The sequence below is a fragment of the Arthrospira sp. PCC 8006 genome, assembly GCF_046480465.1.
Classification (GTDB): domain Bacteria; phylum Cyanobacteriota; class Cyanobacteriia; order Cyanobacteriales; family Microcoleaceae; genus Limnospira; species Limnospira platensis.
Genome location: NZ_PKGG01000053.1, coordinates 1 through 22,283 on the forward strand (window position 1 = coordinate 1; position 22,283 = coordinate 22,283).

A 22,283-nucleotide genomic window follows, 5' to 3' on the forward strand; every position below is an offset into this window, starting at 1 on the left:
CCTATCCCAAATATCCGAGGTAATTGATTGTGACTAATCCTGAATTAGTCAACATTTCACAAAGAAAGCGGGTTTCTGGTAGGATAGGGATACGTCGCATTCCGATGTCCTCGCGATCGCTTCATAAATATTTAAGAAATTAACCCGGTTTCGGGGGACAATAGGGGTGCTATCTCTATTTGTGTGGCGATCGCGTTAACAACCCATCACCTATTCATTGATCAGCCAGTTTTCAATTTTTAAGTTAACAATATTTTGGAAATGCTTTAAATTATCTGTAACTAAAATAAAATCTCGCGATCTTGCTACGGCTGCAATCATGGCATCTAATTCTCCTGTGGGCTTACCGATGCGTCTGAGTTCTCCTTGAATTTGACCAAATTCACGAGCAGCAAGCAAATCAAAATCTACCAGATGTAGTAGACTAATAAACTGTTGTAATGTAGCCAAGTTTTGTTCTATTTTTTGTGAGCAATAAACACCTTTGTAGAGTTCGGAAACCACAATAGAACTCAAATAAGAGGATTGAAAATGCTGGGCAAATTTGGGTACAGCATTGGGATGATTTTTGAGTAAAGCGATACAGATGTTAGTATCTAGCAAATACATAAATCAATCAAAATTAAATAATTCTCGACCGTGGTTTTGATGGCGTTTTTGAGCGATCGCTGTAAAGGTAGCATCTAAATCGGGTTGGTTTGACCAAGCACCAAATAGTTGACAGAATTGCTGCCAATGTTCTTCTGGTGTCCGGGGGAGGGGGGGGCTAATTTCCAGGATAATTTCAGAGCCGTCAGGGACCGCAATATTTTCGGTTAGCTCAATAGTTTTACCGCGTTTAATGCCTCGGATTTGCATAAATATGGCTCTCATTTTTTTGCAATGCTATTTCAGTTTAGCACATAGATTTTTGAAAGACAAGAAACCGGGTTTCTGGTAGGATAGCGATCGCATCACCAAGATTTAAGAAATTAACCCGATTTCTGAGTCTCTGGAATGGGGTAAAATGGGAGTGCTATTCCCTACCCGGTGCGCCGCTATGGATGAAAAGCGATCGCAGGCTTATCTCTCCCTGATTCAAGAACTCCTAGACTGTCCGGGTGGGGAGAACAAATCCTCGGCAGTCATCAGGGGTTAGTGGATGGGGGGTTTGTGCAGGTGTGCGAGTTGGTAGCGGCACAGTTGCAGCCTTGGGTGAGGGGAATTATGAACCCAGCAGTTTCACTTGGGATAATTGCCCTAGCTTGACATCAAACGATGCGGTTTCATCACAGCCAGCCTGTTGATTGATGCGAACAATCAAATAATCAGAAAAATCAGCATTTCCCAACTTCATTTGATGAGTTGCCCAAGCGATATCATCGGAATTTTCAAATATAAAAATATTGGTATTTAAGAGATTTTCTAGGATAGTGATGAGTTGGTCTCGACTAATTTTATACTGACTGCGTAATACCCAAACCACTTCACAGAGGACAATATTATTAATCAAGCAGGGTTGATGATTTTCGAGGGCTTGATTGATGTATTGATCCGCTTGCTACCATTGTGATTCATCGTCTCGGACTAGAAAGCGGACGATTACATTGGTATCCAAACCTTTCACATCGATTCTCCTGCCCCTTCAACAATGGCTTGTTCCATTTCCGCTAGAGAAACGGTTTTTCTGTCTGGGTCGTAGAGACAACCCGATAAGGTACGGACATCAATTTGAGCCGCTTTTGGGGCGGGTTCTAAATAGACTTTGCCATCAGGGGAAATGGCGATATTAATGCGATCGCCCGGTTTTAAGTGCAGCCAGTCGATAATTTCTGGGGGAATGGTGGCGGTTCCGGTAGCAGTGATTCGGGTCAGTGCCATAAGGGGGTAATTCAATGGATTTATAGGATATATTTTAACGTACTAGAGCCTAATTGTGGAGGCTAAATCCGTAAAACGGCGGGGTCAAGAAATCGGGTTTCTAGCAGCATCGCGATTCCTTCACAAAGATTTAACAAAGAAACCCGGTTTCTGAGGGTTGGGAATGGGGTAAAATCGGGGTGCTATCCCCTACCAGATGTGCCGCTATGGATGAACAACGAGTTCAAGCCTATCTCTCCCTAATTCAAGAACTCCTTGCCGCTACGGGTAGGGAGGATATGCAGCGACTCAGGGAACAATGGAGAATGGTCGTCAATTAGGCGCTAAAAAGTGTTAGGGTGGATACAATGGCTAGAGATAAATTCCACCATGCTGTCAGACGGGGTTTAGAAAAACAAGAATGGCAGATTACCCACGATCCCTTACGTTTAGAGTTGGGACCGGATGACCGTGTAGAGATTGATTTAGGGGCGCAGCAACTCTTAGGGGCGCAGCGAACCGGAGAGAAAATAGCAGTGGAAATCAAGAGTTTTTTGAATGACTCCGCCATGTTAGACTTTCATTTGGAATTGGGTCAGTTCTTAAATTACCGTTTAGTTCTCCAAAGACTTGAGCCGGAGCGAACTCTTTATTTGGCCATACCCATAACTGCGTATCAATCATTTTTTTATCGACAATTGCCGCAACTTTCCATCCAAACTTATCATATAAAATTGATAACTTATGAACCGAACGATGAGGTGATTTTGCAATGGATAGAGTAGCCAAGTATAGAGAGATTATTCAGGAACTCTTGACGGAATATTCGACGGGCTCTCCTTTGGGGGGAGAGATTGAATCAGAAACGGTTTTCGATGTCAAAGCCGATCGCTATTTGGTGGTTGATTTAGGATGGAATGGAACCCGAAGGATTTATAATTGCTTGATTCATCTGGAAATTCGTTCCGGAAAAATCTGGATTCAGCGCAATCAAACGGACTGTTCTTTGACCGATGAGTTGTTAAGTCAGGGTGTGGAGAGGGAAGATATTATCTTGGGACTCCAGCCGCCTGATTTGCGAAAATATACAGGTTTGGGGGTGAGTTAGTCAGTGGGAAGCAACCGGGGGTCAAAGAAACCGGGTTTCTGGCAGCATCTGCTGTTGCTTCACAAAAATTTAACAAAGAAACCTGGTTTCTGAGGGTTGGGAATAGGGTAAAATCGGGGTGCTATCCCCTACCCGGTGCTAGGTTAGGGATGAACAAAGAGTGCAGGCTTATTTATCCCTGATTCAAGAACCGTGGATTGACCAGTTTTCGATGGAGAGTTCTTGGATAATGCCAAAATCAGACTCGTTGCACGTGAGGAGGGTGGCATTTTGAACCAGAGCGATCGCAGCAATTTTCAAGTCCATATTGCCTAAACGAGGGTAGGTTTTGCGGAGGCGTTGATGCTCGACTGCGGCAGGATAATCGAAGGGTAAAATGGGGATGAAACAATAGTCCTTTGCCGTTTTTTGCAGTCCTTCATAAGCGATGATTTGTTGCTCAACTGTTTTCGCTTGGGAGAGAAACTTGATTCTTCCTCTAATTTGTTCTTCATAAGTGATGACGGTGACGGCAATTTGAATCTTCTCAACGGTTGCTATTTTTGCCAAAATCCGTTGACCGGGTTCACCATTGCGTTGAATGAGACTCAGATGATCAGTATCGAGAATATACATCGGATTTTGCTGACTTTATTCGGCAGTTTTGCGCCATTCTTGTCCGAGTTGAATCACCGATTCAAAGGTGGAGTCATTGGCGTGACTTCCAGCAATGCGTTCCCACCAGGGCTGTTGTGGGGAGGTGACGGTGGCTAAGACTTGTTTAATTTGAGTGAGTTCGATTTCCAAGCTGGTGACTCGTGCTTCGATTGCCTGGGGCTGATTTTGAGTAGGTTGCCGGGTCATAGTCAGGGTTGAGTTTTCAGATGATTGGAGTCTGTTGGATTATTATAACTCATCTTTTCAGGGAAGAAACCGGGCTTCTAGCCGCCGGAAAAGAAGCCGGGTTTCTGGCAGCATCTCGATTCCTTCACAAAGATTTAACAAAGAAACCCGGTTTCGGGAGGTTGGGAATAGGGTAAAATTGGGGTCATAGTCCCCTACCCGGTGCGCGGCGATGGATGAACAACGAGTGCAGGATTATTTATCCTTGATTGAAAAACTCTTCGGCTGTTCCAGTGGGGAGGAACTGCAAATCCTTAACGGTCATCTGGAGTTAGTAGATGAGGGGTTGTTGCAGGTGTGCGAGTGGGTGGCGGCACAGTTGCAGGAGGAGAGACAAGACAACCAGGCGCAGTTTGTGCGCGATGTGGCGCAAGAGGTGGGACAATATCTCAACAGTCAACCCTCTGGGGATGAGAGAGGTGCAACTTCAGACGAATACTTACAAATTTTGCTAGACATTCTTGATGCCGAAAGAATCTATAATAATTATCAAGAAATTTGGGCAATCTTAGCAAAATACAAAGATCAACTTAATTTGCATTTTGCCGATACTGTAACCCAGTGGTTTGAAAAGCAAATAAACTCTAATGATGAAGACCGGAAACAAATGTTGGCAGCAATTCTCAACAATTTTGCCACTGATATTGGGCAATTTCCATTAGGAAGTCGCGCCGATAATCTAGAAATTGCGATAGCAGCCTGTCAAGCCGCCTTAAAAGTCAGAACCCGCAGCGCTTATCCAGAAGACTGGGCAACAACACAAAATAACTTGGCAATTGCTTACCGTAATCGAGTCAGGGGGGAGCGTTCCGAGAATTTAGAACGATCAATTTTCTGCCATGAAGCAGTCTTAGAAGTGAGAACCCGCAGTACCTATCATGAACAATGGGCAACAACACAAAACAACTTGGGACTTGTCTACAGTCATCGCATCCAAGGAGATCGGGCAGAAMACGTAGAACGGGCAATTCGCTGCTATGAGGACGCTTTACAAGTCTATACGCGAGAAGTCTATCCCGAACAATGGGCAACAACACAAAACAACTTGGGACTTGTCTACAGTCATCGCATCCAGGKAGATCGGGCAGAAAACTTAGAACGAGCAMTTCGCTGCTATCAAACCGCCTTGACAGTCAGAATTTACAGTGCCTATCCTAAAGATTGGGCAGAGACACAAATAAACTTGGCAATAGTCTACAATGACCGCATTTGGGGAGATCGCGCAGAAAATCTGGAACGGGCGATCACCGCTTCCGAAGCTACGTTAGAAGTTTTAACCCGTAGTGCCTATCCCGAACAATGGGCATTGGCACAAAATAACTTAGGAAATGTCTACTGTAACCGCATTCGGGGCGAGAGATCGGAAAACTTGGAGCAGGCGATCGCTTACTATGAAGCCGCTTTAGCAGTTTTTACGCGCAGTGCTTATCCCAAAGATTGGGCGATGACGCAACATAACTTAGGTTCTGCCTACAGTGACCGCATTAAGGGAGAACGCGCTGATAACTTGGAACGGGCGATCATCAGCTACCAAGCCGCCTTAGAAGTCCATACTCGTAATGCCTATCCTGAAGAATGGGCAGATACACATAATAGCTTGGGAATTGCTTACCGTAATCGCATTAAGGGAGAACGCGCTGATAACTTGGAACAAGCAATTCGCTACTATGAAGCCGTTTTATGCCTTTATACTCCCAACGCCTTTCCTGAAAAATGGGCAATGACGCAAAATAACTTAGCAAATGTCTACAGTGACCGTATTAAGGGAGAACGCGCTGATAACTTGGAACAAGCAATTTGCTACTGTGAAGAGGCTTTATCCGTTTATACTCCCAATGCCTTTCCTGAAAAATGGGCAGGGACTAAAAATAACTTGGCAAATGTTTACAGTCAGCGCATCCAAGGAAACCGAGTTAAAAATCTAGAGAGAGCAATCTGCCTATATCAAGAAGCACTCGAAGTCCGTACCCCTGTTTCTTTTCCTCAAGGACACACCGAAACCCTTACGAACTTAGGACGTGCCTACCAAGACCAATCCCACTACTACAGCAACGACCCAATTAAAAAACGAACGGCTCTCCAAAATGCCTACATAGTTCTTGAACAGGCACTTGATACGGTTGAATACTTGCGAGGAGAAATTACCTCTGGGGATGAAGCTAAACGGAAATTGAATGAAGAATGGTTTGGACTCTATATCTGCATGGTGGAAGTGTGCCTAGAACTGGGCAGATATACCGATGCCATTGAATACGCCGATCGCAGTAAAGCCCGCAACCTGACCGAACTCATCGCCACCCGTAACGCATACCCAGGCGGAGAAATTTCCGCCGAAGACCGCCAACGCTTACAACAACTACGTCAAGCTATTTCTGAAGAAGACCGCCGCCTTAAAAAAGACCCTAACCCCAACTATACTCACATCAGCCAACTGCGGGAAGAATTCCAGGCAAACTATCCCTATAAACCGTTGAAATTCCCCGATATTCAATCTCTCCTGGATGATGAAACCGTCATCCTAGAATGGTATGTCCTGAATGACAAATTCCTCACCTTCACCCTGACTAACCAAACCCTTAACCTCTGGATATCTTCCGAGGAAGACCGACAAAACCTCATCGACTGGACAGTTGCCTATATCGACGACTATGACAACAACAGCCAATGGCGAGACAGCCTCCCCCAACGCCTAGAAACCCTCGCCCAAATCCTCCACCTCGATGAAATCCTGGCTAACCTGCGGCAAAACTTCCCTAACTGCCAAAAACTCATCCTCATCCCTCACCGCTACCTGCACCTGTTCCCCCTCCACGCCTTACCCGTTACCACAGAAGACGGTGAGGGCAAATTCCTACAAGACCTCTTTCCCAAAGGCGTGGGTTATGCCCCTAACTGCCAAGTCCTGCAACAAGCCAAAAAACGCATCAATGAACGCCCCGACTTTAACCGCCTCTTCGCCATCCAAAACCCCACCCAAGACCTCCACTTCACGGATATGGAAGTGGAAGCTATCCAATCCCTATTTAACCCCCACCAAGTCCTCAAACATGACCAAGCCGAAAAAGCCGCCATTGATGCCGAAACCCTAAAAAACGACCACTGTATCCACTTCTCCTGTCATGGCTACTTTAACTTTGAAGATGCCCTCAAATCCGCCCTCATCCTGGCTAAAAGCGAATTTACTCCCCCGCCGCCCACCGATGACCCCAGCCGCTATCTCCCCCTCAAAGACGACAAACTGCTGGATTTAGCCAAATGTCTCACCTTAGAGGATATCCTCCGCCTTGACCTGACCAACTGCCGTCTCGTCACCCTCTCCGCCTGCGAAACGGGTATCACCGACATCACCTCCACCAGTGATGAATATGTCGGTTTACCCAGTGGCTTCATTTTGGCGGGTTCTCCCAATGTCGTCAGTACCCTCTGGGCGGTGGCGGATATCTCCACGGCAATTTTTATGATTCAGTTTTATCAAACTCTCCAGCAACAGCCTGAACTGTCGGTGGTTTTGGCGTTGCGGCAGACTCAGACCTGGCTGCGGTCAGCGACGGTGCAGGATTTGTTAGACTGGGTGGATAGCTGTGCGGTGATTAGTCCAGAACGGCGGAAGCAAATGAAAAGAGGACTCGCTTTTGGCAATTGGAAAAAGAAACTGGATGCTAAACGGTTTGAGTCTCCTTACTACTGGGCAGCATTTTGCGCCATTGGAGCGTAAAATCTTGAGACTGCCCTCTTCTGTATTTTAGTCGTTAAGCCAGATTAGGATAATTATGAACCCAGAAGACATTATCAGCGCTTTTCTATCGGTTTGGGAAAATAACCCAGAACTGTTTAACAATCCAGAAGTCTCGGAGAGTTTAGGAGACTTGCAAAAGCAATTGGCTGAGTTGGAAACTGCATCTGATGAAGAAATAGCCGATTGTTTGGAAGATTGGTTGTCAGATTATGAGGCGATAACCAATGCAGTGGATGCAGCCAGTACCCGCAAGCTAAGTGGTTCTGATAATGATTCCCCCAACACCGGGGACACGGCTTATGAAAATCTCTATCCGAAAATTACCGAAATTCTGCGAACCCGTGCTCCGAAAATAGGCAAAAAAGAGGGGCAATCTCAATCAAGTTGAGAACGATGGAAACTTTACCTCAGAACTGGTCAGAACTTCAATCTGATACTATTTATCAGACTTCTAATGGGATGAAAGTTTCTTTCGCCTCGGAACAAATCCAACAGGGAATTAGATATGATAGCAACAACAAACACTTAAAAGCCATTAACAAAGGGATTGTCCCTGCTGGTGGAAATATAGGCTTAGTTGCATCGGAAGTTGACGGATACGACTGGAAATCAAAGGTGTTAGGAAAAGGAGACGATCGCAGATTTCATGGTAAAATGATTGATGATGTTTTGCACTTTCCTGGTTTTGACACCGAACATTAGAAATCCATATCTATCTATGACGATTCTAAAAAATCATCCGGTTTGGGAAAATTTATCAGAAGTTGTTAAGAGGATTGATGCTAATGCTCTAGTTTTAGAGCATTTGGCATTATGTGATTATCAAATATCCGGCTATTGGGATGAAGGCGATCGCTTTTATGAAAGCATCCTCCTACCGCGTCCTCTATTGCCCCAATTAATCAGCAGTGGGTTGATTTTCAACGGAGATAAACGCCGCATTCAACTGAAATTTAACCTAAATATCGAAACCGCTACCCCTCCCATTTCTATCGCGCAACTGATGCTAGTCTATGATGAAAACCTAGAATTTATTGATGAAAATTGGCAAATTGACCTCAAGTCAGAATTGATTCAAGTTCACGGGTAAACCACCCACCCAGTTTCGGCCACATCAAATCAACAAGATGAAACATCAAAAATTACCGGAGATTATAGAATTTATTAAAAATTGGTTTAAAATCCATTATTCTGACCAGGTTGTTCAAATTATTTTATATGGTTCTCAAGCTAGGGGGGAAGCTAAACCTGATTCAGATATTGACTTGCTGATTGTGATGAAATCTGCATTTAATTATACGGATGAAATCGACAAAACCAGTGAGTTTATTCAAGAGTTATCCTTAAAATATGATACGGTTATCTCCCGTGCTTTTGTCTCTGAGCAGCGTTTTACTCAAGAAAAAAGTCCATTTCTTTTGAATGTTCATAAAGAAGGAATTGTTCTATGAGTCGTAGAGTCGTAGGTTGGGTGAAGCGACAGCGCAACCCAACAAATCCGGCTAAAATGTTGGGTTACATTTCATTCCACCCAACCTACAAAATCTTACAAAATCCCAACTCAGGAGTCGTAGGTTGGGTGAAGCGACAGCGCAACCCAACAAATTCAGGTAAAATGTTGGGTTACATTTCATTCCACCCAACCTACAAAATCTCAACTCAGGAGTCGTAGGTTGGGTGAAGCGACAGCGCAACCCAACAAATCCGGCTAAAATGTTGGGTTACATTTCATTCCACCCAACCTACAAAATCCTACAAAATCCCAACTCAGGAGTCGTAGGTTGGGTGAAGCGACAGCGCAACCCAACAAATTCAGGTAAAATGTTGGGTTACATTTCATTCCACCCAACCTACAAAATACAAACTTAGGAGCTTAACCCATGTCATCCCCAGCGATTCAAGACTTAATGAATCTGGTTGAATCTTTACCCGATACGGTTCAAAACCAAGTGATTGCACATTTACGGGATTATATCGCCGATTTGCAAGATGAACAACGGTGGAATACGGCGTTTAATCGGACTCAATCTGCCTTAGTCGCCGCCGCACGTCAAGCCAAACAACAACGCGCCGCCGGACAAGCCACTCCCATAGATTATAACCCATTACCATGAATATTTTCGCCCCCAATCTCTATTTATGCGCTTACCATCTCCGGGAAGATGATACCCAGGGAGAGATTCATCCCCTGTGGTCAAATTGCGATCGCCTTCTCTCCCACCTCACCGAAACCCGACTGATACCCCATCTTCACCACGGCGAAAATCGCATCCTCCTCCCCCCACCCGACAAGCAGATTTCCTTCACCCTCACCGACTCCAACGATATCGAAGGTTTTATCCAACCTGTACAACTTCAAGAAGACAGTTATGGGGTATTTCTGAATATTGGCTATGATGATAGCGACACCACCAACCTTGTGGAAATTCCCATTCTGGAACAGTTGAACCCCAACCAGATTTTACCCTTTCCCCCAAGCCCATATTTTCTCGGACAAACTCTGCTATTAACCCTAAATTTAACCCCAGAAAATCAAGATTTGCAAGGTTCGGAATTAACCAAATTAGCCAATCAATGCTATCAGGCTTTATTCAATCAAAAGGCTGACCCCTCTCGCAGTCGGGAATTATTTGGGAGTCCGATTTTTGAATATGGGAATCCCCGCGAACCCGATAAATACCCCCATGTTCTCATCTGGCTATTCCGAGATGAACTCGCCGACCAAACCCTGCAAAAAAACCAATGCTTTTCTTCCATCTTTGACCTGTTTTTCTATCGCCATAAAGTCAGCAAGGCTTTTCAAGATAGCCGGGAGATTTACCAGCAACTCAAACAATATTATCTCAGCCTAGACCCCACCTTAGACCAAATTCAAGCCCAAATTGATAGCGCCAAACCTGACCCCCAAGATAATACCTATCTCCAGGATTTCAAAACTCAGTTAAAACAACTATCCGCTGATTCTCTGATTTACGATCGCCTCCTGCGGAAAATGAAAGATTTTGGCACAACAATTAACATAAATCTTAACAATTATAATGACACAATTGAGGGGATTTGTGCTAAACTAGGAATCGATAAGGAAGAACTATCATTGTGGCGGTATTTCGGAGAAGAAACGGGGCCGTACTTCCGGGGACAAATTGCCGCCAATTTAAGTTATTTTGAACAGGGGACGGGGTTAATTAGTCAGGCGATCGCCTCTATTCGCGCCATTGTGGAAATTGACCAAGCCCAGTGCGATCGCCAACGCCAAGAAGCCGACGCGAAATATTACCAACAGCAACAAGACGCTAACCAGGACTTACAAAACCATATCCAAGCCGTGGGTGTGGGAATTGCGGCGGGTGCGATCGTCGCTTCAACTTCCGGGTTAATCACTGAACCTTGGGAGCGTCCTGATAGCGATCGCTTTTCGCTACCGTATAGGCATCCCTTCATTATAGCATTGGTGGCGAGTATTATTTGTGCAGTTGGTGCGTGGTGGGTCGCCGAGAAATTGATTAAAAGGGTGAAATGAAATGTAACCCCCCATGAGGGGTTAAAGTAGGTTAATCTTCCGTGGGTTTGCTACTATTCCATAATAGGCGAGTTCCCATAATTGCAAATCCGATCGCCGCCGCCATTTTCACCCATTGAGTCGGTAAAATTTCCGCCACACCCTGACCTACCAACACCCCGATCAGACTAGCCAAGACGAGGGCTGATGCTGTCCCAAAAAAGATCGCTTTCGGGGATTTCGTCGTACCACTTAGGGCGATCGCTGCTACTTGGCTTTTATCTCCCAACTCCGATAAAAAGACCGTAATAAAACTCAGTCCTAACAGTTGTAAATCCATTGATATTTAATACTTAATTTTACCAGCCCATCAACTAATGCAAAACCTCCCAGAATATGATAGCAGAAATCAATAACAAAGTCAAGCCCGCCGCCCGTTCTAAGGTTTGGGGTTGAATATGACGCGCCAACCATTGACCTAGCAAAACCCCCAATAAACTGGTAGTAATCAAAGCGCTTCCCGCCCCCAAAAACACCACCCAAGGATTATGAGATTCCGCCGTAATTAATAAAGTAGTAATCTGGGTTTTATCCCCCATTTCCGCCAGAAATATGGTGAAAAATGTCGAAGTAAAAATCGCCCAAATTTTGATAGTTCCCGCAGCACCAGAAACCATATCTGGTTGTGTGGAAGAGTCAACCTGGAGGCGATCGGGGTCAATTATGGTAGTTTCATTTAACGCTTGTTCCTGACAGTTAGGACTCACAGGAAGGCTATTAGACTGATTTGGGGAAGAATCCACAGGATCGGAAATTAGTGTCACTGACATTTTATGAAACAATTATGAAATCCAATTTAACCTAATCTGCTCGAAGATGCAAGGCTACTCACCCCAACCCACAGCCTGGTTAAACCGCTCCATTTCTGGGGAGTCCTCCCCATAAACCCCGATAATCTGTTGCTGACAGCAATCAATCGCAAAATCATTTAACTGGTCTGGTTCAATACCATAGAGGTCTTCAAAGACATCAGCTTGGACTCGACAAAACCGAGGGCGATCGCTGTAGATACTACATTCGCGGGTATCATGATTAAAATGAATGCACCAACCATCAGAACCCACCAAGCTGAGATACAATTGTAGTTCCTCAGCCCCCAGATATTCGTCTAATTCCGGGCGTTCTGTCGGGTCAAGATGACAGCAAGCGCCACACTCTTTAACACAAAGCCAGGTTGCCACTTTTTCTCCCAAATAATCAATTGGATCTATATTTTACCTTGATTATCTCTTGCGTTTAGGCTTTCTGGGACGTTTCAAGGCGCGGGGTGTTTTGTCGTCGTCGTCTTCGTCGTCGTCTTCGTCGTCCTCGTCTTCCGCAACACCAGAATCAGAATCAGAATCAGATTGAGTCCCCTTTTCCTCCTCTGTCTCTGTTGACGACTTCTCAGATTCTAAACTCTCTGAGGTTTCAGGACTGTCTGAGGCTTCAGGTTCTGGAGTCCCTATGATTGTCTCTGAGGGAGACTTTTCAGCAGAATCTGTTTTGACCTCCTCAGAGTCCGCTACTGGAGAAACGACAGTTTCAGCCTCGGTTTCTGGTGTATCTGTCGCCGTAGGTTCCGCCTCAGCTTTGATATTACCATCTTGATGCTCCCCATCTGTAGGTTCTACGCTGGGGACAGTCTCAACATTAGTAGAATCAGCTTTGACATTACTATCTTGATGCTCCTCATCTGTAGGTTCCTCATCTATAGGTTCCACCGTTGACACTGGGTCAGCAGTAGCACCACTATGATCAGATTCTATATCTGGGGTTGAAACTTGACCAGCTTCTGGTGTATCGGGGGAGTTAGTTTTTTCCGCCTCAGAGGGAGAAGCATTATCAGTGTCGGTTTCCCAACTCTCATCATTGTCATCCCAATCAGAAGCATCCCCTTGTGTTTCTGGAGCTTTCTGGTTGTCCTTAGAAGTATCGGGGGCTTTAGTTTTGGCGGGTTCTTTCTTTTTGCGATCGCCAAATATGCCTTTTAAACCAGCCAACAAGCCACCTAATCCTTTGGATTTCTTAGGTTCACTAGGTTGATCTTCCGGCACTTTAGCAGATTCTACCGGCTCAGGTTTGGTTTCCTCTGGAGTTTCTGTCACCTCCTCTGTTGGGGTTTCCTCCGCCTTCGATACTTCCTCCGATACTGTCTCGGATACTGTCTCGGATACTTCCTCAGCCGTGGGGGTTTCCGCTTCCGCTGTTGTGGTGGGTTCGGGTGCAACTTCGGCCACTTCTAGCTCAGAAACTGCTAATTCTGGTTCCTCGGTGATAGTTTCTGGTTCAACTACTGGCGCAACCGCTTCAGTCTCCGCCACCACAGGGGATGGTTCTGCTGGCGCTTCTGCTTCTTCTGTAGTAGCTACAGGTTCCGCCACAGGTTCCGCCACAGGTTCCGCCACAGGTTCCGCCACAGGTTCCGCCACAGGTTCAGTTAAGGGTTTTACTTCTTCTGGTGTAACCGGAGTGGCGGCGGGGGTTGGGGGTTCAGAAGCCTTTTTAGCCTTTTTAGATGATGGTTTAGGGGTGGTAGATTTTTTAACGCTACGGCTGCTAAATAAGCCTGAGACCTTCTGTTTGACAGGGGTTGGGAGGGGGGTTTGTAAATGAGCTGGTGTCACTTCCCGACGCAATAAGAGGGTCTGCCAACCTAACCAACCCAACAGGGCGACACTAGCAGTTTGGCCCAACAAAATTGCCCCGGTGAAGCGTGCCACACACACCCATAGAATTAGGGCATAGAATAAACCCACACCACTCCAGATAAAGTCACTTTTGCGATGAACCTCTGGAAAGAAGAAAGCAGCCATGTATAGGGTAAAGCTCCCTAAGCCAACTGCGATCGCTAGGATGTATGCCAGCATCTTTAGCTCCACAAATCTCTACTGCCGACATTGTACATCTCAGCGCGACCTAACTGAGTAATCGATAATTAATAATGGCTTATCCTGGTGCGTCAGTTTTCGATTTTCGGGTGATTCATTGGGTGGCTGCTTCTGACGCACCCTACCATATTCGCTCTCTGGTGCGTCAGTTTTCGATTTTCGGGTGATGAATKGGGTGGCTGCTTCTGACGCACCCTACCATATTCGCTCTCTGGTGCGTCAGTTTTCGATTTTCGGGTGATGAATGGGGTGGCTGCTTCTGACGCACCCTACCATATTCGCTCTCTGGTGCGTCAGTTTTCGATTTTCGGGTGATTAATGGGGTGGCTGCTTCTGACGCACCCTACCATTGGCTCTCTGGTGCGTCAAGCGTAATAAAAAATACAGAAGCTATCTAGTGATTTTGATAATGTGACTGAAATCACAACAATTGAGTGCAGAAGATCATGGTTATAACTGCATCAAATCATGGTCATCATCTGACTAATTGTTTATAATCGATCCTAGGTTCACAAAGGGTGCGGTTAATGTTTATTTGATAAAGGAGCGATTGGCTATGTTAGAAAAATTAATACTAGCTGCACTTATTACCTTATCACTACACCTACATTTAGGGTGGAAATGGACTTTTGATCACCGATTCGGGTTATTGAGTATCACCCCCAATACAGAGACAGTGGAAGTTTTCACATCTCAGTTTCTAGATTTGGATTGACACCTGTAGAGTTTCCGGTAATGTTTCAGGGTCTCCACAGACCGTCAGACTTGGCTCGCCACAACTAACCTAAGAAAAATCTCATCAAATCTTCATCGTTATTTTACCTAGGCTAGTTATCGTAGAAATAGGGAATAATATCTGCTCACCTGTCTGAGCTAAGTTGGGGGTCAAGTTTTATGAGAAGGTCTGCGGCATTAAAAACTGATTTAAGTAGTCAGTCGAAATTTATTTGTTTACCTGGTTGCGATGCTGATAACTATGGCGATCGCCTCCACCAGATTAAGCTGCTTAAAAAGGCTTGGTCAGAACAGCGGTTGGGTCTGTATACTCAAGAAGCTATCTCCCTAAACAACGGGGAGTCAAAGGGATACTGTGAGATCTTAATCAGACTTATTGATGAGACAGGTCAAGGGGTTCCAAGTTCCGGGTTTTTACCAAAAATAACCCCAGGCTATAGAAGATTATCTGAAAAAATAGACCGCTGGGTGATTAAAACAGTATTAGATTTGTTATCGGAAACTAGCCCGGAAAATCGGGAAAAGTATCGTTGGGCTATTAACGTATCGAGTCGGACTCTATATAATGACCGACAGTGGCAAAAATTAGAGCAAGAAATGCTTAAACGAGACCTGACACCGGATCTATTCTGCTGGGAAATTGCGGAATCAATTATTCTGGCTAACCCTCAAAAGGCGGCCGATGCGATCGCTCACCTGCAAACCCAGGGCTATTATGTTACAGTGGATCAAGTCGGTAGTCAGCATTCCCCATTGGACTATCTGAACTATGTCTGCGTTGACTATCTGAAAATAGCCGATGATTTGGTGAAAGATATTGTCCAGGACTTAGGCGATCGCTCTATTGTCCAAATAATTCAGTTGGTGGCGCAGTCTTTAGCTATTCAGACCATAGCCAACGGGGTAGAAACTTCCCAAGCCTTTGAAACCCTCCGAGACCTGGAAATAGATTACGCTCAGGGATATTATCTGACTCCACCTCACCCCCTAACCGCCCAATTTTTGGGGTGAACTTTGGGAATGGCAACTTTTTTTAGTGATTGTCAGTCTCAAATACGGGTAGAATATAGTTATGGTATCACACCCTGTGTAGTAGGGGCGATCGCTGTATTCAACAGTAGCTATGCACCTAAGCGCGTCAATTAGATGATTGACCACCAAACCAGGGAGAAAGCCAAGGATAAAGATGGGAACATTAACATTAAGGAGGATCACATATTTTTTTCCTGAATTGTGGGCGATCGCCCGAACTATTAAATAGTGCAACCATACCCTTCCAGCCTTTGGGATTCCTCGTAATGTTCTAGCCTAGCTTTTTTCCACCCTAACAACTGTTTAATTATGTTTAAAAATTACCTGCCTCAACTCCGAAAAAATACCCGTCGCTTGCTGTATCCACTGCTATCAGTAACGGTGGTATGTGGGATTTTATTAAGTTCTATCCCCGCTACCCAAGCGATTTCTATCCCGGAGTTGATTTTTAGAGGAATTCAAGTTATCCAACTTTCTACTATTTCTGATCGCCAAGAAGTCAATATTGGTAAACAAATCAATGATCAGATGGTAGGTCGCGAGTTTCGTTTGCATCGTAACCGCGATTTAGCTATGTATGTTAACCAAATTGGTCAGCGACTGGTAGAAACTAGCGATCGCCCTAATATTCCCTATACTTTCCAAGTAGTTGATGATTCTCGGATTAATGCTTTTGCGACTATGGGGGGATTTGTTTATATCCATACAGGTTTAATTAACGCCGCCGATAATGAAGCACAACTCGCTAGTGTAATTGCTCATGAAATTGGGCATATTGTCGGTCGTCATTCTATTCAACAAATGCGAGAAATGGCGATCGCTCAAGGTGTGGCTTCGGCGGCTGGACTTGATACTAATAGGGCGGTACAAATTGGGGTAGAATTAGCCCTAAGACGGCCGAATAGTCGCAGTGCAGAATTTGAAGCAGATGAACTGGGAATCATTAATTTGGGTAGGGCTGGATATGCTCAAGAAGCAGCTCTAGACTTTATGGCAAAACTTCTAAGTAGCAGTTCTCCTCCCACATTTTTAAGCACTCACCCCGCCACCCGCGATCGCATTGAAGCCATGAGACGGCATATTGATCCACAACTAGCAGGACAAAGCGGAGGAATGAATGATCAAAGATACAGACAAGTAGTCACACAACTGCTATCTTAGTTAAAAGTTGATAGTGGTGGGAGAATTTGGCTCCCGGTTTAACTCTTCCCTTCCATAGGGGAGAGTTTATTGTTATATGTGGTATTATTGTGGCAGTACCAAACTGACCAGCAACATTGACCAGATGATTTCTGGAAAATTCCCTATTATATTCATCAGATTTTGTGAACAGTTTAGATCCGGAAAAGGGTAGCATTTTAATAGTTGACGATACACCTGATAATTTGCGGGTATTGTCGGCAACTCTTGGCGATCGCGATTATGATGTACAATGTGCGATTAATGGACAATTAGCACTAATGGCAGTTGCTAATCAACCGCCGGATCTCGTGTTGCTAGATATCAAAATGCCGGAAATGGACGGTTATCAGGTCTGTGAAGCCTTAAAATCTCAACAGAAAACGGCTGATATACCTGTAATTTTTCTGAGTGCTTTAGATGATGTTATCGATAAGGTGAAAGCCTTTGCGGTGGGGGGAGTTGACTATATTACTAAACCCTTTCAAGTTGAGGAAGTGTTGGCGCGAGTTGAACATCAACTGACGATTAGAAGACTACAGAAACAATTACAAAATCAAAACTTGCGCCTACAGCAGTTGAATGAGGATCTCAAACGTTCTAACCGAGAACTTGAACAATTTGCTTATATTGTTTCCCACGACCTACAACAACCGCTTCAGACAATTACGGGATTTGCGGAATTGATGCTGACCCTGAAATCACAAATTAACCTGGAGGAAGAAGCAGAAGAGTATGTGCTTCCGATTTTAGATGAGGGAATGCGACTACAGGAATTAATTAAAAATCTGCTACACTATAGCCGGGTGGGAACGAAACAAGCTGCTTTTGAGGCGACTGACTGTAATATTGTCTTAGGGGAAACTTTGAGTAACTTAAGTTTAGCGATTCAGGAAAGTGGGGCGACTATTACCTCCGAGAAACTGCCAATTGTATTTTGCGATCGCCTTCAGTTAGGACAGCTATTTCAAAATTTGATTGCTAATGCAGTTAAATATCACCGTCCTGGTATACCGCCAAAAATCACGGTTTCTGTAATGCCAAAAAATCAAAATTGGCAATTTGGTATCCATGATAATGGGATTGGTATTCCGGCGGATAAAACCCAGCGCATTTTTCAGATTTTCCAACGACTACATACCCATCAAGAATACCCAGGAAATGGTATCGGTTTAGCCATTTGTCGGAAAATTATTGATCGCCATCGTGGGGAAATTTGGGTAGAGTCTGATCTGGATGTGGGGACCAGTTTCTACTTTACTTTACCGAGATATGAATCAGAATAACCATAAATTACCACATCGATTACAACAGCTAGAAACAGCCCTAGCTGAGAGTGAAAATCGCCTGCGAGATTTATTTCATTTAGCCCCCATTGGGATTGCGGAAATCTCAACTGAGGGCTATTTTTTGGCAGTCAATAGAGCTTTTTGTCGGTGGGTGGGCTACTCCCAAGCGGATTTAATTAACTTAGATTTTAATGAAATTACCCACCCGGAAGATGGGGATATTTGCCGCAAAAAATTTGGGCAATTAATCAACAGAGAAATTGATAAATATACCCTAGAAAAACGCTACCGTCATCGAGACGGATACTGGGTTTATGGGATTCTTACTTGTTATCTGCGTTTGGATGTCATGGGAAATCCTCTCTGTGCGATCGCTCAAATTATTGACATTACCGAACGCAAACGTTCCGAGCAAGAAATTCGCGAAAAAGAGGAGTATTTACGTCTACTTCTGGATAATATCCCCCAACAAGTATTTTGGAAAGATACTAATTTAGTATTTCGAGGTTGTAACCGAAATTGGGCGGAAGCCGCCGGACTTGATGGTTCAGAATCAGTAGTTGGAAAGACGGATTTTGATTTATTTGCAGATGCTGATATTGCGGAGTTTTACCGGGAAAAAGATAGACAGGTTTTAGAGTCTTGCACCCCGGAAATGAATGTGGTAGCACCTAAACAAAAGCTGGGACCGGGAGGGCGGCGAATTTGGCTAGATGTTAGCAGAATTCCTATGTTAGATTCTCAGGGTAATGTGTTGGGAATTTTGGGAGTTTTAGAAGATATTACCGAACGTAAAGAAATTGACGAAAAGCTGCGTTTAACTCAATTTTCGATTGATAAATCTAGGGATTATGTCTTATTTAGTGATATTAATGGCAGGTTTTTTTATGTGAATGAAGCGGCTTGTAAAATTCTGGGATATTCTCAAGAAGAATTACTGACCATGGAAGTGGAAGATATCGACCCGCTCGCCTCTCCTGGTGGTTGGTCAATTGCTTGGGATGATTTGCGAGACCAAGGTTCATTTACTTTTGAATCAAGTCATTATACTAAAACTGGTCAGGCGATCGCTGTGGAAATTACCCTGAGTTATTTAGAATATAATCACCGGGAATATGGCTGCGCTGTAGTCCGAGATATTCGCGATCGCAAACAAACTGAAATAGCCCTTCAACAAGCCAAGGAAGCCGCCGAAACTGCTAGTCGGGCTAAAAGTGAATTTCTCGCCCGCATGAGTCATGAATTACGCACACCACTTAATGCTATTCTGGGATTTACTCAATTAATGGAAAGGGAATTATATCATAGTCCTAATATTCCTCTATCTGACCATAAAGAACATTTAGAAATTATCGGTCGCAGTGGTGAACATCTCTTAGAGTTGATTAATGATGTTTTGGAGATGTCGAAAATTGAGGCGGGTAGAGTTTCTCTAAATCCCACTAATTTTAATTTAATCTCGTTACTTAATTCTCTGCGAGAAATGCTAGAATTGCCAGCCTCCTCGAAAAAATTAACCCTAGATTTTGCCATTGATGATCATATCCCAACTTATATTTATGCTGATGAACAAAAACTGCGTCAATGCTTAACTAATTTGCTGGGAAATGCTATTAAATTCACTTTGCAAGGTGGGGTGATTTTGCGGGTAAAATTGGGTAAATTTAACCATAATTTGGGGCAACTATGCTTTGAGGTTCAGGATACCGGACCGGGTATTGATGCCTCGGAAATGGATTTGCTTTTTGAACCATTTTCGCAAACAGAAACTGGTCGTAATTCTCAGCAGGGGACGGGTTTGGGACTGTCGATAACTCAAAAGTTTATTGGTTTAATGGGTGGGGAAATTCAAGTCAGTAGCGAGAGAGGAAAAGGCACAATTTTTCGGTTTGATATTCAAGTAAGTATGGCTGAGGCGGTGACTAGAAACTCGGAAAAATCCCCAGGGAGGGCGATCGCTTTAGCAGAAAATCAGCCGGAATATCGGATTTTGGTGGTTGACGATAACTGGACTAACCGCAAATTAGTTGTCAAATTATTGAACCCCTTGGGTTTCCATGTCCGAGAGGCAGAAAATGGTCAAGAGGCGATCGCTATTTGGGAGAAATGGGAACCCCATCTCATTTTTATGGATATGCGAATGCCGGTTATGGATGGCTATGAAGCTACCCAGCTAATTAAACGCCACCTCAAGGGTCAAGCTACTGTAATTATTGCCCTAACCGCCAGCGCCCTCCAACAAGAAAAATCCATTGTTTTATCGGCTGGGTGTGATGATTTTGTCCGCAAACCTTTCCGGGTAGACCAGCTATTACAAACTATAGTTAAACATCTCGGAGTCCGTTTTATCTATGAACAAAATAAATCGCAATTAGCCGAAAATCTCGCTATTTCTGAATCCCAAAAGTCAGCCAATCCTAATTATAACACATCTGTTGATAAAACGGAAATAAATCTTTCTGTAATGCCGGAATTTTGGCTAAAAGAATTACATCAAGCTGCCACTAAACTAAACGGTCGGTTAATTGCTGACACTATCGCTAAAATTCCTGGTGAATATAAACCCCTAGCTGATTATCTGAGCCAGTTAGCTAATGATTTTCGCTATGATATTCTAATTGATTTAACCAAACCCCAGTAGGGTGCGTCAGACCGATTGATCATCATGAATAATAGAGAATCATCCCACTGACGCACCATTTAAAGAATAGTAGGGTGCGTCAGACCAGTTAATCATACTGACGCACCATTTAAAGAATAGTAGGGTGCGTCAGACCAGTTAATCATACTGACGCACCATTTAAAGAATAGTAGGGTGCGTCAGACCAGTTAATCATACTGACGCACCATTTTACACCCTATAGGTTAGTATTGTGGAACGGAAGGGTCAACCTCTTTACTCCAGGCGGTAATTCCGCCTTTAACATTAATCCCCTCAATACCAGCTTCCTTGAGAATGCCTAAAGCCTTGGCCGATCGCCCTCCCATTTTACAATGTGCAATTAGACGATTACCATTGAGCATTTCTTTAACCTGTTCAACTCCTTTCCCCTGTTCAATATCGGGTAGAGGAATTAAAACAGAACCGGGAATTTTGGCGATTTCGTACTCATTAGGGTTCCGAACATCAATCAATACAAAATCATCGGCACCACTGTCAATCAGGGATTTTAATTCCGTTACCGTCATTTCCGCCAGAGATCCGGCTTCTTCTGCTTCCTGCTGTTTAGCTTGGGGAATGCCGCAGAATTGTTCATAGTCGATGAGTTTTTCAATCACCGGACGTTCAGGATTAGGCCGTAATTTCAATTCCCGGAAACTCATATCTAGGGAATTGTAAAGGAGTAAGCGACCGCTAAGAGTCCGTCCCTGTCCCAAAATTATTTTAATGGTTTCAGTGGCTTGAATAACGCCAATCATGCCTGGTAAAATCCCTAAAACTCCACCTTCGGCGCAGGAAGGAACCATCCCAGGGGGTGGGGGTTCAGGATATAGGTCGCGGTAGTTAGGTCCGCCTTCATAGTTGAAAACGGTAGCCTGACCTTCAAATCGGAAGATAGACCCGTAGACGTTGGGTTTATTTAACAAAACACAAGCATCATTGACCAGATAACGGGTGGGGAAATTATCGGTTCCGTCTACCACTACATCATAGGATTTAATAATATCCAGGGCATTTTCGGAACTGAGGCGAATATTGTATAACTCTACCTGGCAGTTAGGATTAATTTCGAGAATCCGATTTTTGGCAGATTCTATTTTAGGTTTTCCCACCCAGGAGGTCCCGTGAATGATTTGGCGTTGGAGATTGGAATTGTCTACAATATCAAAATCGACAATCCCAATGCGACCAATCCCTGCTGCGGTTAGGTATAATAGCAGAGGTGAACCGAGTCCACCTGTACCAATGCAGAGGACGCTGGCCGCTTTCAGACGCTTTTGACCGTCTAACCCGACTTCTGGTAAAATCAGGTGACGGGAATAGCGTTCGTATTCGTCTGGCTGTAACTGGATTTCATCCAAATTCGGATTTAGCATGGCAAGGTCTGGCAAG

General features: G+C 44.3%; 27 protein-coding genes. 16 read left to right on the forward strand and 11 right to left on the reverse strand.

All coding sequences use genetic code 11. The features are described from left to right. Positions 1-210: 210 nt before the first annotated feature. Together B9T16_RS10370 and B9T16_RS10375 are read right to left on the reverse strand one after the other, a co-directional pair. Positions 211-609, reverse strand: a complete 399-nt coding sequence (locus tag B9T16_RS10370; RefSeq protein ID WP_006618211.1) for a type II toxin-antitoxin system VapC family toxin — start codon at positions 607-609, stop codon at positions 211-213. A 3-nt stretch (positions 610-612) separates the two neighbouring features. After that, entirely contained in the window at positions 613-873 is a 261-nt protein-coding gene (locus B9T16_RS10375; RefSeq protein ID WP_231851972.1) for a hypothetical protein, read from the reverse strand. A 133-nt stretch (positions 874-1,006) separates the two neighbouring features. Between B9T16_RS10375 and B9T16_RS10380 the strand changes: the two genes are divergently transcribed. Beyond that, positions 1,007-1,138, forward strand: coding sequence for a hypothetical protein (locus tag B9T16_RS10380; RefSeq protein ID WP_410244702.1), 132 nt, complete (start codon positions 1,007-1,009; stop codon positions 1,136-1,138). A 66-nt stretch (positions 1,139-1,204) separates the two neighbouring features. Here B9T16_RS10380 and B9T16_RS10385 read toward each other — a convergent pair whose 3' ends face one another. Next, complete coding sequence (locus B9T16_RS10385; RefSeq protein WP_410244703.1) at positions 1,205-1,465, reverse strand: PIN domain-containing protein; 261 nt, start codon at positions 1,463-1,465, stop codon at positions 1,205-1,207. Positions 1,466-1,602: 137 nt separating this feature from the next. Then, complete coding sequence (locus B9T16_RS10390) at positions 1,603-1,860, reverse strand: AbrB/MazE/SpoVT family DNA-binding domain-containing protein (RefSeq protein ID WP_410244704.1); 258 nt, start codon at positions 1,858-1,860, stop codon at positions 1,603-1,605. Between the two features lie 179 nt (positions 1,861-2,039). On the opposite strand from B9T16_RS10390, the gene B9T16_RS10395 reads away from it, so the two are divergent. Genes B9T16_RS10395 through B9T16_RS10405 form a run of 3 tightly spaced genes read left to right on the forward strand, consistent with a single transcriptional unit; the run spans position 2,040 to position 2,947 of the window. Then, complete coding sequence (locus B9T16_RS10395; RefSeq protein ID WP_410244705.1) at positions 2,040-2,180, forward strand: hypothetical protein; 141 nt, start codon at positions 2,040-2,042, stop codon at positions 2,178-2,180. Positions 2,181-2,207: 27 nt separating this feature from the next. Then, positions 2,208-2,624 (forward strand): XisH family protein, encoded by a 417-nt coding sequence (locus B9T16_RS10400; protein WP_410244706.1) that lies wholly within the window; start codon positions 2,208-2,210, stop codon positions 2,622-2,624. After that, positions 2,612-2,947 carry a XisI protein gene (locus B9T16_RS10405; protein ID WP_410244707.1) on the forward strand — a complete coding sequence of 112 codons (336 nt, stop codon included), beginning with the start codon at positions 2,612-2,614 and terminating at the stop codon, positions 2,945-2,947. The genes B9T16_RS10400 and B9T16_RS10405 overlap by 13 nt, the downstream gene beginning before the upstream one ends. A gap of 183 nt (positions 2,948-3,130) precedes the next feature. Here B9T16_RS10405 and B9T16_RS10410 read toward each other — a convergent pair whose 3' ends face one another. After that, positions 3,131-3,562 (reverse strand): type II toxin-antitoxin system VapC family toxin, encoded by a 432-nt coding sequence (locus B9T16_RS10410; RefSeq protein ID WP_410244708.1) that lies wholly within the window; start codon positions 3,560-3,562, stop codon positions 3,131-3,133. Between the two features lie 15 nt (positions 3,563-3,577). Continuing rightward, positions 3,578-3,790 carry a hypothetical protein gene (locus B9T16_RS10415; RefSeq protein WP_410244709.1) on the reverse strand — a complete coding sequence of 71 codons (213 nt, stop codon included), beginning with the start codon at positions 3,788-3,790 and terminating at the stop codon, positions 3,578-3,580. Positions 3,791-4,001: 211 nt separating this feature from the next. Between B9T16_RS10415 and B9T16_RS10420 the strand changes: the two genes are divergently transcribed. From B9T16_RS10420 to B9T16_RS10450, 7 genes are all read left to right on the forward strand, one after another. Continuing rightward, the gene (locus B9T16_RS10420; protein WP_410244710.1) at positions 4,002-7,544 is read left to right on the forward strand and encodes a CHAT domain-containing protein; all 3,543 of its coding nucleotides are present in this window, start codon (positions 4,002-4,004) and stop codon (positions 7,542-7,544) included. Between the two features lie 55 nt (positions 7,545-7,599). Beyond that, the gene (locus B9T16_RS10425) at positions 7,600-7,953 is read left to right on the forward strand and encodes a hypothetical protein (RefSeq protein ID WP_410244711.1); all 354 of its coding nucleotides are present in this window, start codon (positions 7,600-7,602) and stop codon (positions 7,951-7,953) included. A 5-nt stretch (positions 7,954-7,958) separates the two neighbouring features. Beyond that, on the forward strand, positions 7,959-8,267 hold the full coding sequence (locus B9T16_RS10430; protein ID WP_410244712.1) for a hypothetical protein: 309 nt from the start codon (positions 7,959-7,961) through the stop codon (positions 8,265-8,267). A gap of 16 nt (positions 8,268-8,283) precedes the next feature. Next, positions 8,284-8,655, forward strand: a complete 372-nt coding sequence (locus B9T16_RS10435) for a hypothetical protein (protein ID WP_410244713.1) — start codon at positions 8,284-8,286, stop codon at positions 8,653-8,655. A gap of 37 nt (positions 8,656-8,692) precedes the next feature. Continuing rightward, positions 8,693-9,016, forward strand: coding sequence for a nucleotidyltransferase domain-containing protein (locus tag B9T16_RS10440; RefSeq protein WP_014276203.1), 324 nt, complete (start codon positions 8,693-8,695; stop codon positions 9,014-9,016). Positions 9,017-9,445: 429 nt separating this feature from the next. Continuing rightward, positions 9,446-9,679, forward strand: coding sequence for a hypothetical protein (locus B9T16_RS10445; protein ID WP_410244714.1), 234 nt, complete (start codon positions 9,446-9,448; stop codon positions 9,677-9,679). Next, positions 9,676-11,085: a hypothetical protein gene (locus B9T16_RS10450; RefSeq protein ID WP_410244715.1), complete on the forward strand. Its 1,410-nt coding sequence runs from the start codon at positions 9,676-9,678 to the stop codon at positions 11,083-11,085. The genes B9T16_RS10445 and B9T16_RS10450 overlap by 4 nt, the downstream gene beginning before the upstream one ends. 31 nt (positions 11,086-11,116) lie before the next feature. On the opposite strand, the gene B9T16_RS10455 is transcribed toward B9T16_RS10450, so the two are convergent. The 4 genes from B9T16_RS10455 to B9T16_RS10470 are packed head-to-tail and all read right to left on the reverse strand — an operon-like array spanning position 11,117 to position 13,973. Continuing rightward, a complete protein-coding gene (locus B9T16_RS10455; protein ID WP_006623729.1) occupies positions 11,117-11,404 on the reverse strand; it encodes a TMEM165/GDT1 family protein in 288 nt (95 codons plus the stop codon). Between the two features lie 34 nt (positions 11,405-11,438). Next, positions 11,439-11,894 (reverse strand): TMEM165/GDT1 family protein, encoded by a 456-nt coding sequence (locus B9T16_RS10460; protein ID WP_410244716.1) that lies wholly within the window; start codon positions 11,892-11,894, stop codon positions 11,439-11,441. Positions 11,895-11,948: 54 nt separating this feature from the next. After that, entirely contained in the window at positions 11,949-12,305 is a 357-nt protein-coding gene (locus B9T16_RS10465; protein ID WP_006616297.1) for a YkgJ family cysteine cluster protein, read from the reverse strand. 42 nt (positions 12,306-12,347) lie between these two features. Beyond that, positions 12,348-13,973, reverse strand: a complete 1,626-nt coding sequence (locus B9T16_RS10470) for a Ycf66 family protein (protein ID WP_410244717.1) — start codon at positions 13,971-13,973, stop codon at positions 12,348-12,350. 915 nt (positions 13,974-14,888) lie between these two features. Here B9T16_RS10470 and B9T16_RS10475 point away from each other — a divergent pair. The 5 genes from B9T16_RS10475 (at position 14,889) to B9T16_RS10495 (ending at position 20,870) form a co-directional block, all read left to right on the forward strand. After that, positions 14,889-15,740 carry an EAL domain-containing protein gene (locus tag B9T16_RS10475; RefSeq protein WP_410244718.1) on the forward strand — a complete coding sequence of 284 codons (852 nt, stop codon included), beginning with the start codon at positions 14,889-14,891 and terminating at the stop codon, positions 15,738-15,740. 9 nt (positions 15,741-15,749) lie between these two features. Next, positions 15,750-15,875 carry a hypothetical protein gene (locus B9T16_RS10480; protein WP_286131395.1) on the forward strand — a complete coding sequence of 42 codons (126 nt, stop codon included), beginning with the start codon at positions 15,750-15,752 and terminating at the stop codon, positions 15,873-15,875. A gap of 195 nt (positions 15,876-16,070) precedes the next feature. Further along, positions 16,071-16,922, forward strand: a complete 852-nt coding sequence (locus B9T16_RS10485) for a M48 family metallopeptidase (RefSeq protein ID WP_410244719.1) — start codon at positions 16,071-16,073, stop codon at positions 16,920-16,922. Positions 16,923-17,086: 164 nt separating this feature from the next. Further along, positions 17,087-18,226 (forward strand): sensor histidine kinase, encoded by a 1,140-nt coding sequence (locus B9T16_RS10490; protein ID WP_410244720.1) that lies wholly within the window; start codon positions 17,087-17,089, stop codon positions 18,224-18,226. Continuing rightward, entirely contained in the window at positions 18,177-20,870 is a 2,694-nt protein-coding gene (locus tag B9T16_RS10495) for a PAS domain S-box protein (protein WP_410244721.1), read from the forward strand. The genes B9T16_RS10490 and B9T16_RS10495 overlap by 50 nt, the downstream gene beginning before the upstream one ends. A 224-nt stretch (positions 20,871-21,094) precedes the next feature. Here the strand turns inward: B9T16_RS10495 and moeB are convergent, their stop codons facing one another. After that, positions 21,095-22,267 carry a molybdopterin-synthase adenylyltransferase MoeB gene (moeB, locus tag B9T16_RS10500; RefSeq protein ID WP_006617247.1) on the reverse strand — a complete coding sequence of 391 codons (1,173 nt, stop codon included), beginning with the start codon at positions 22,265-22,267 and terminating at the stop codon, positions 21,095-21,097. Positions 22,268-22,283 lie beyond the last annotated feature (16 nt).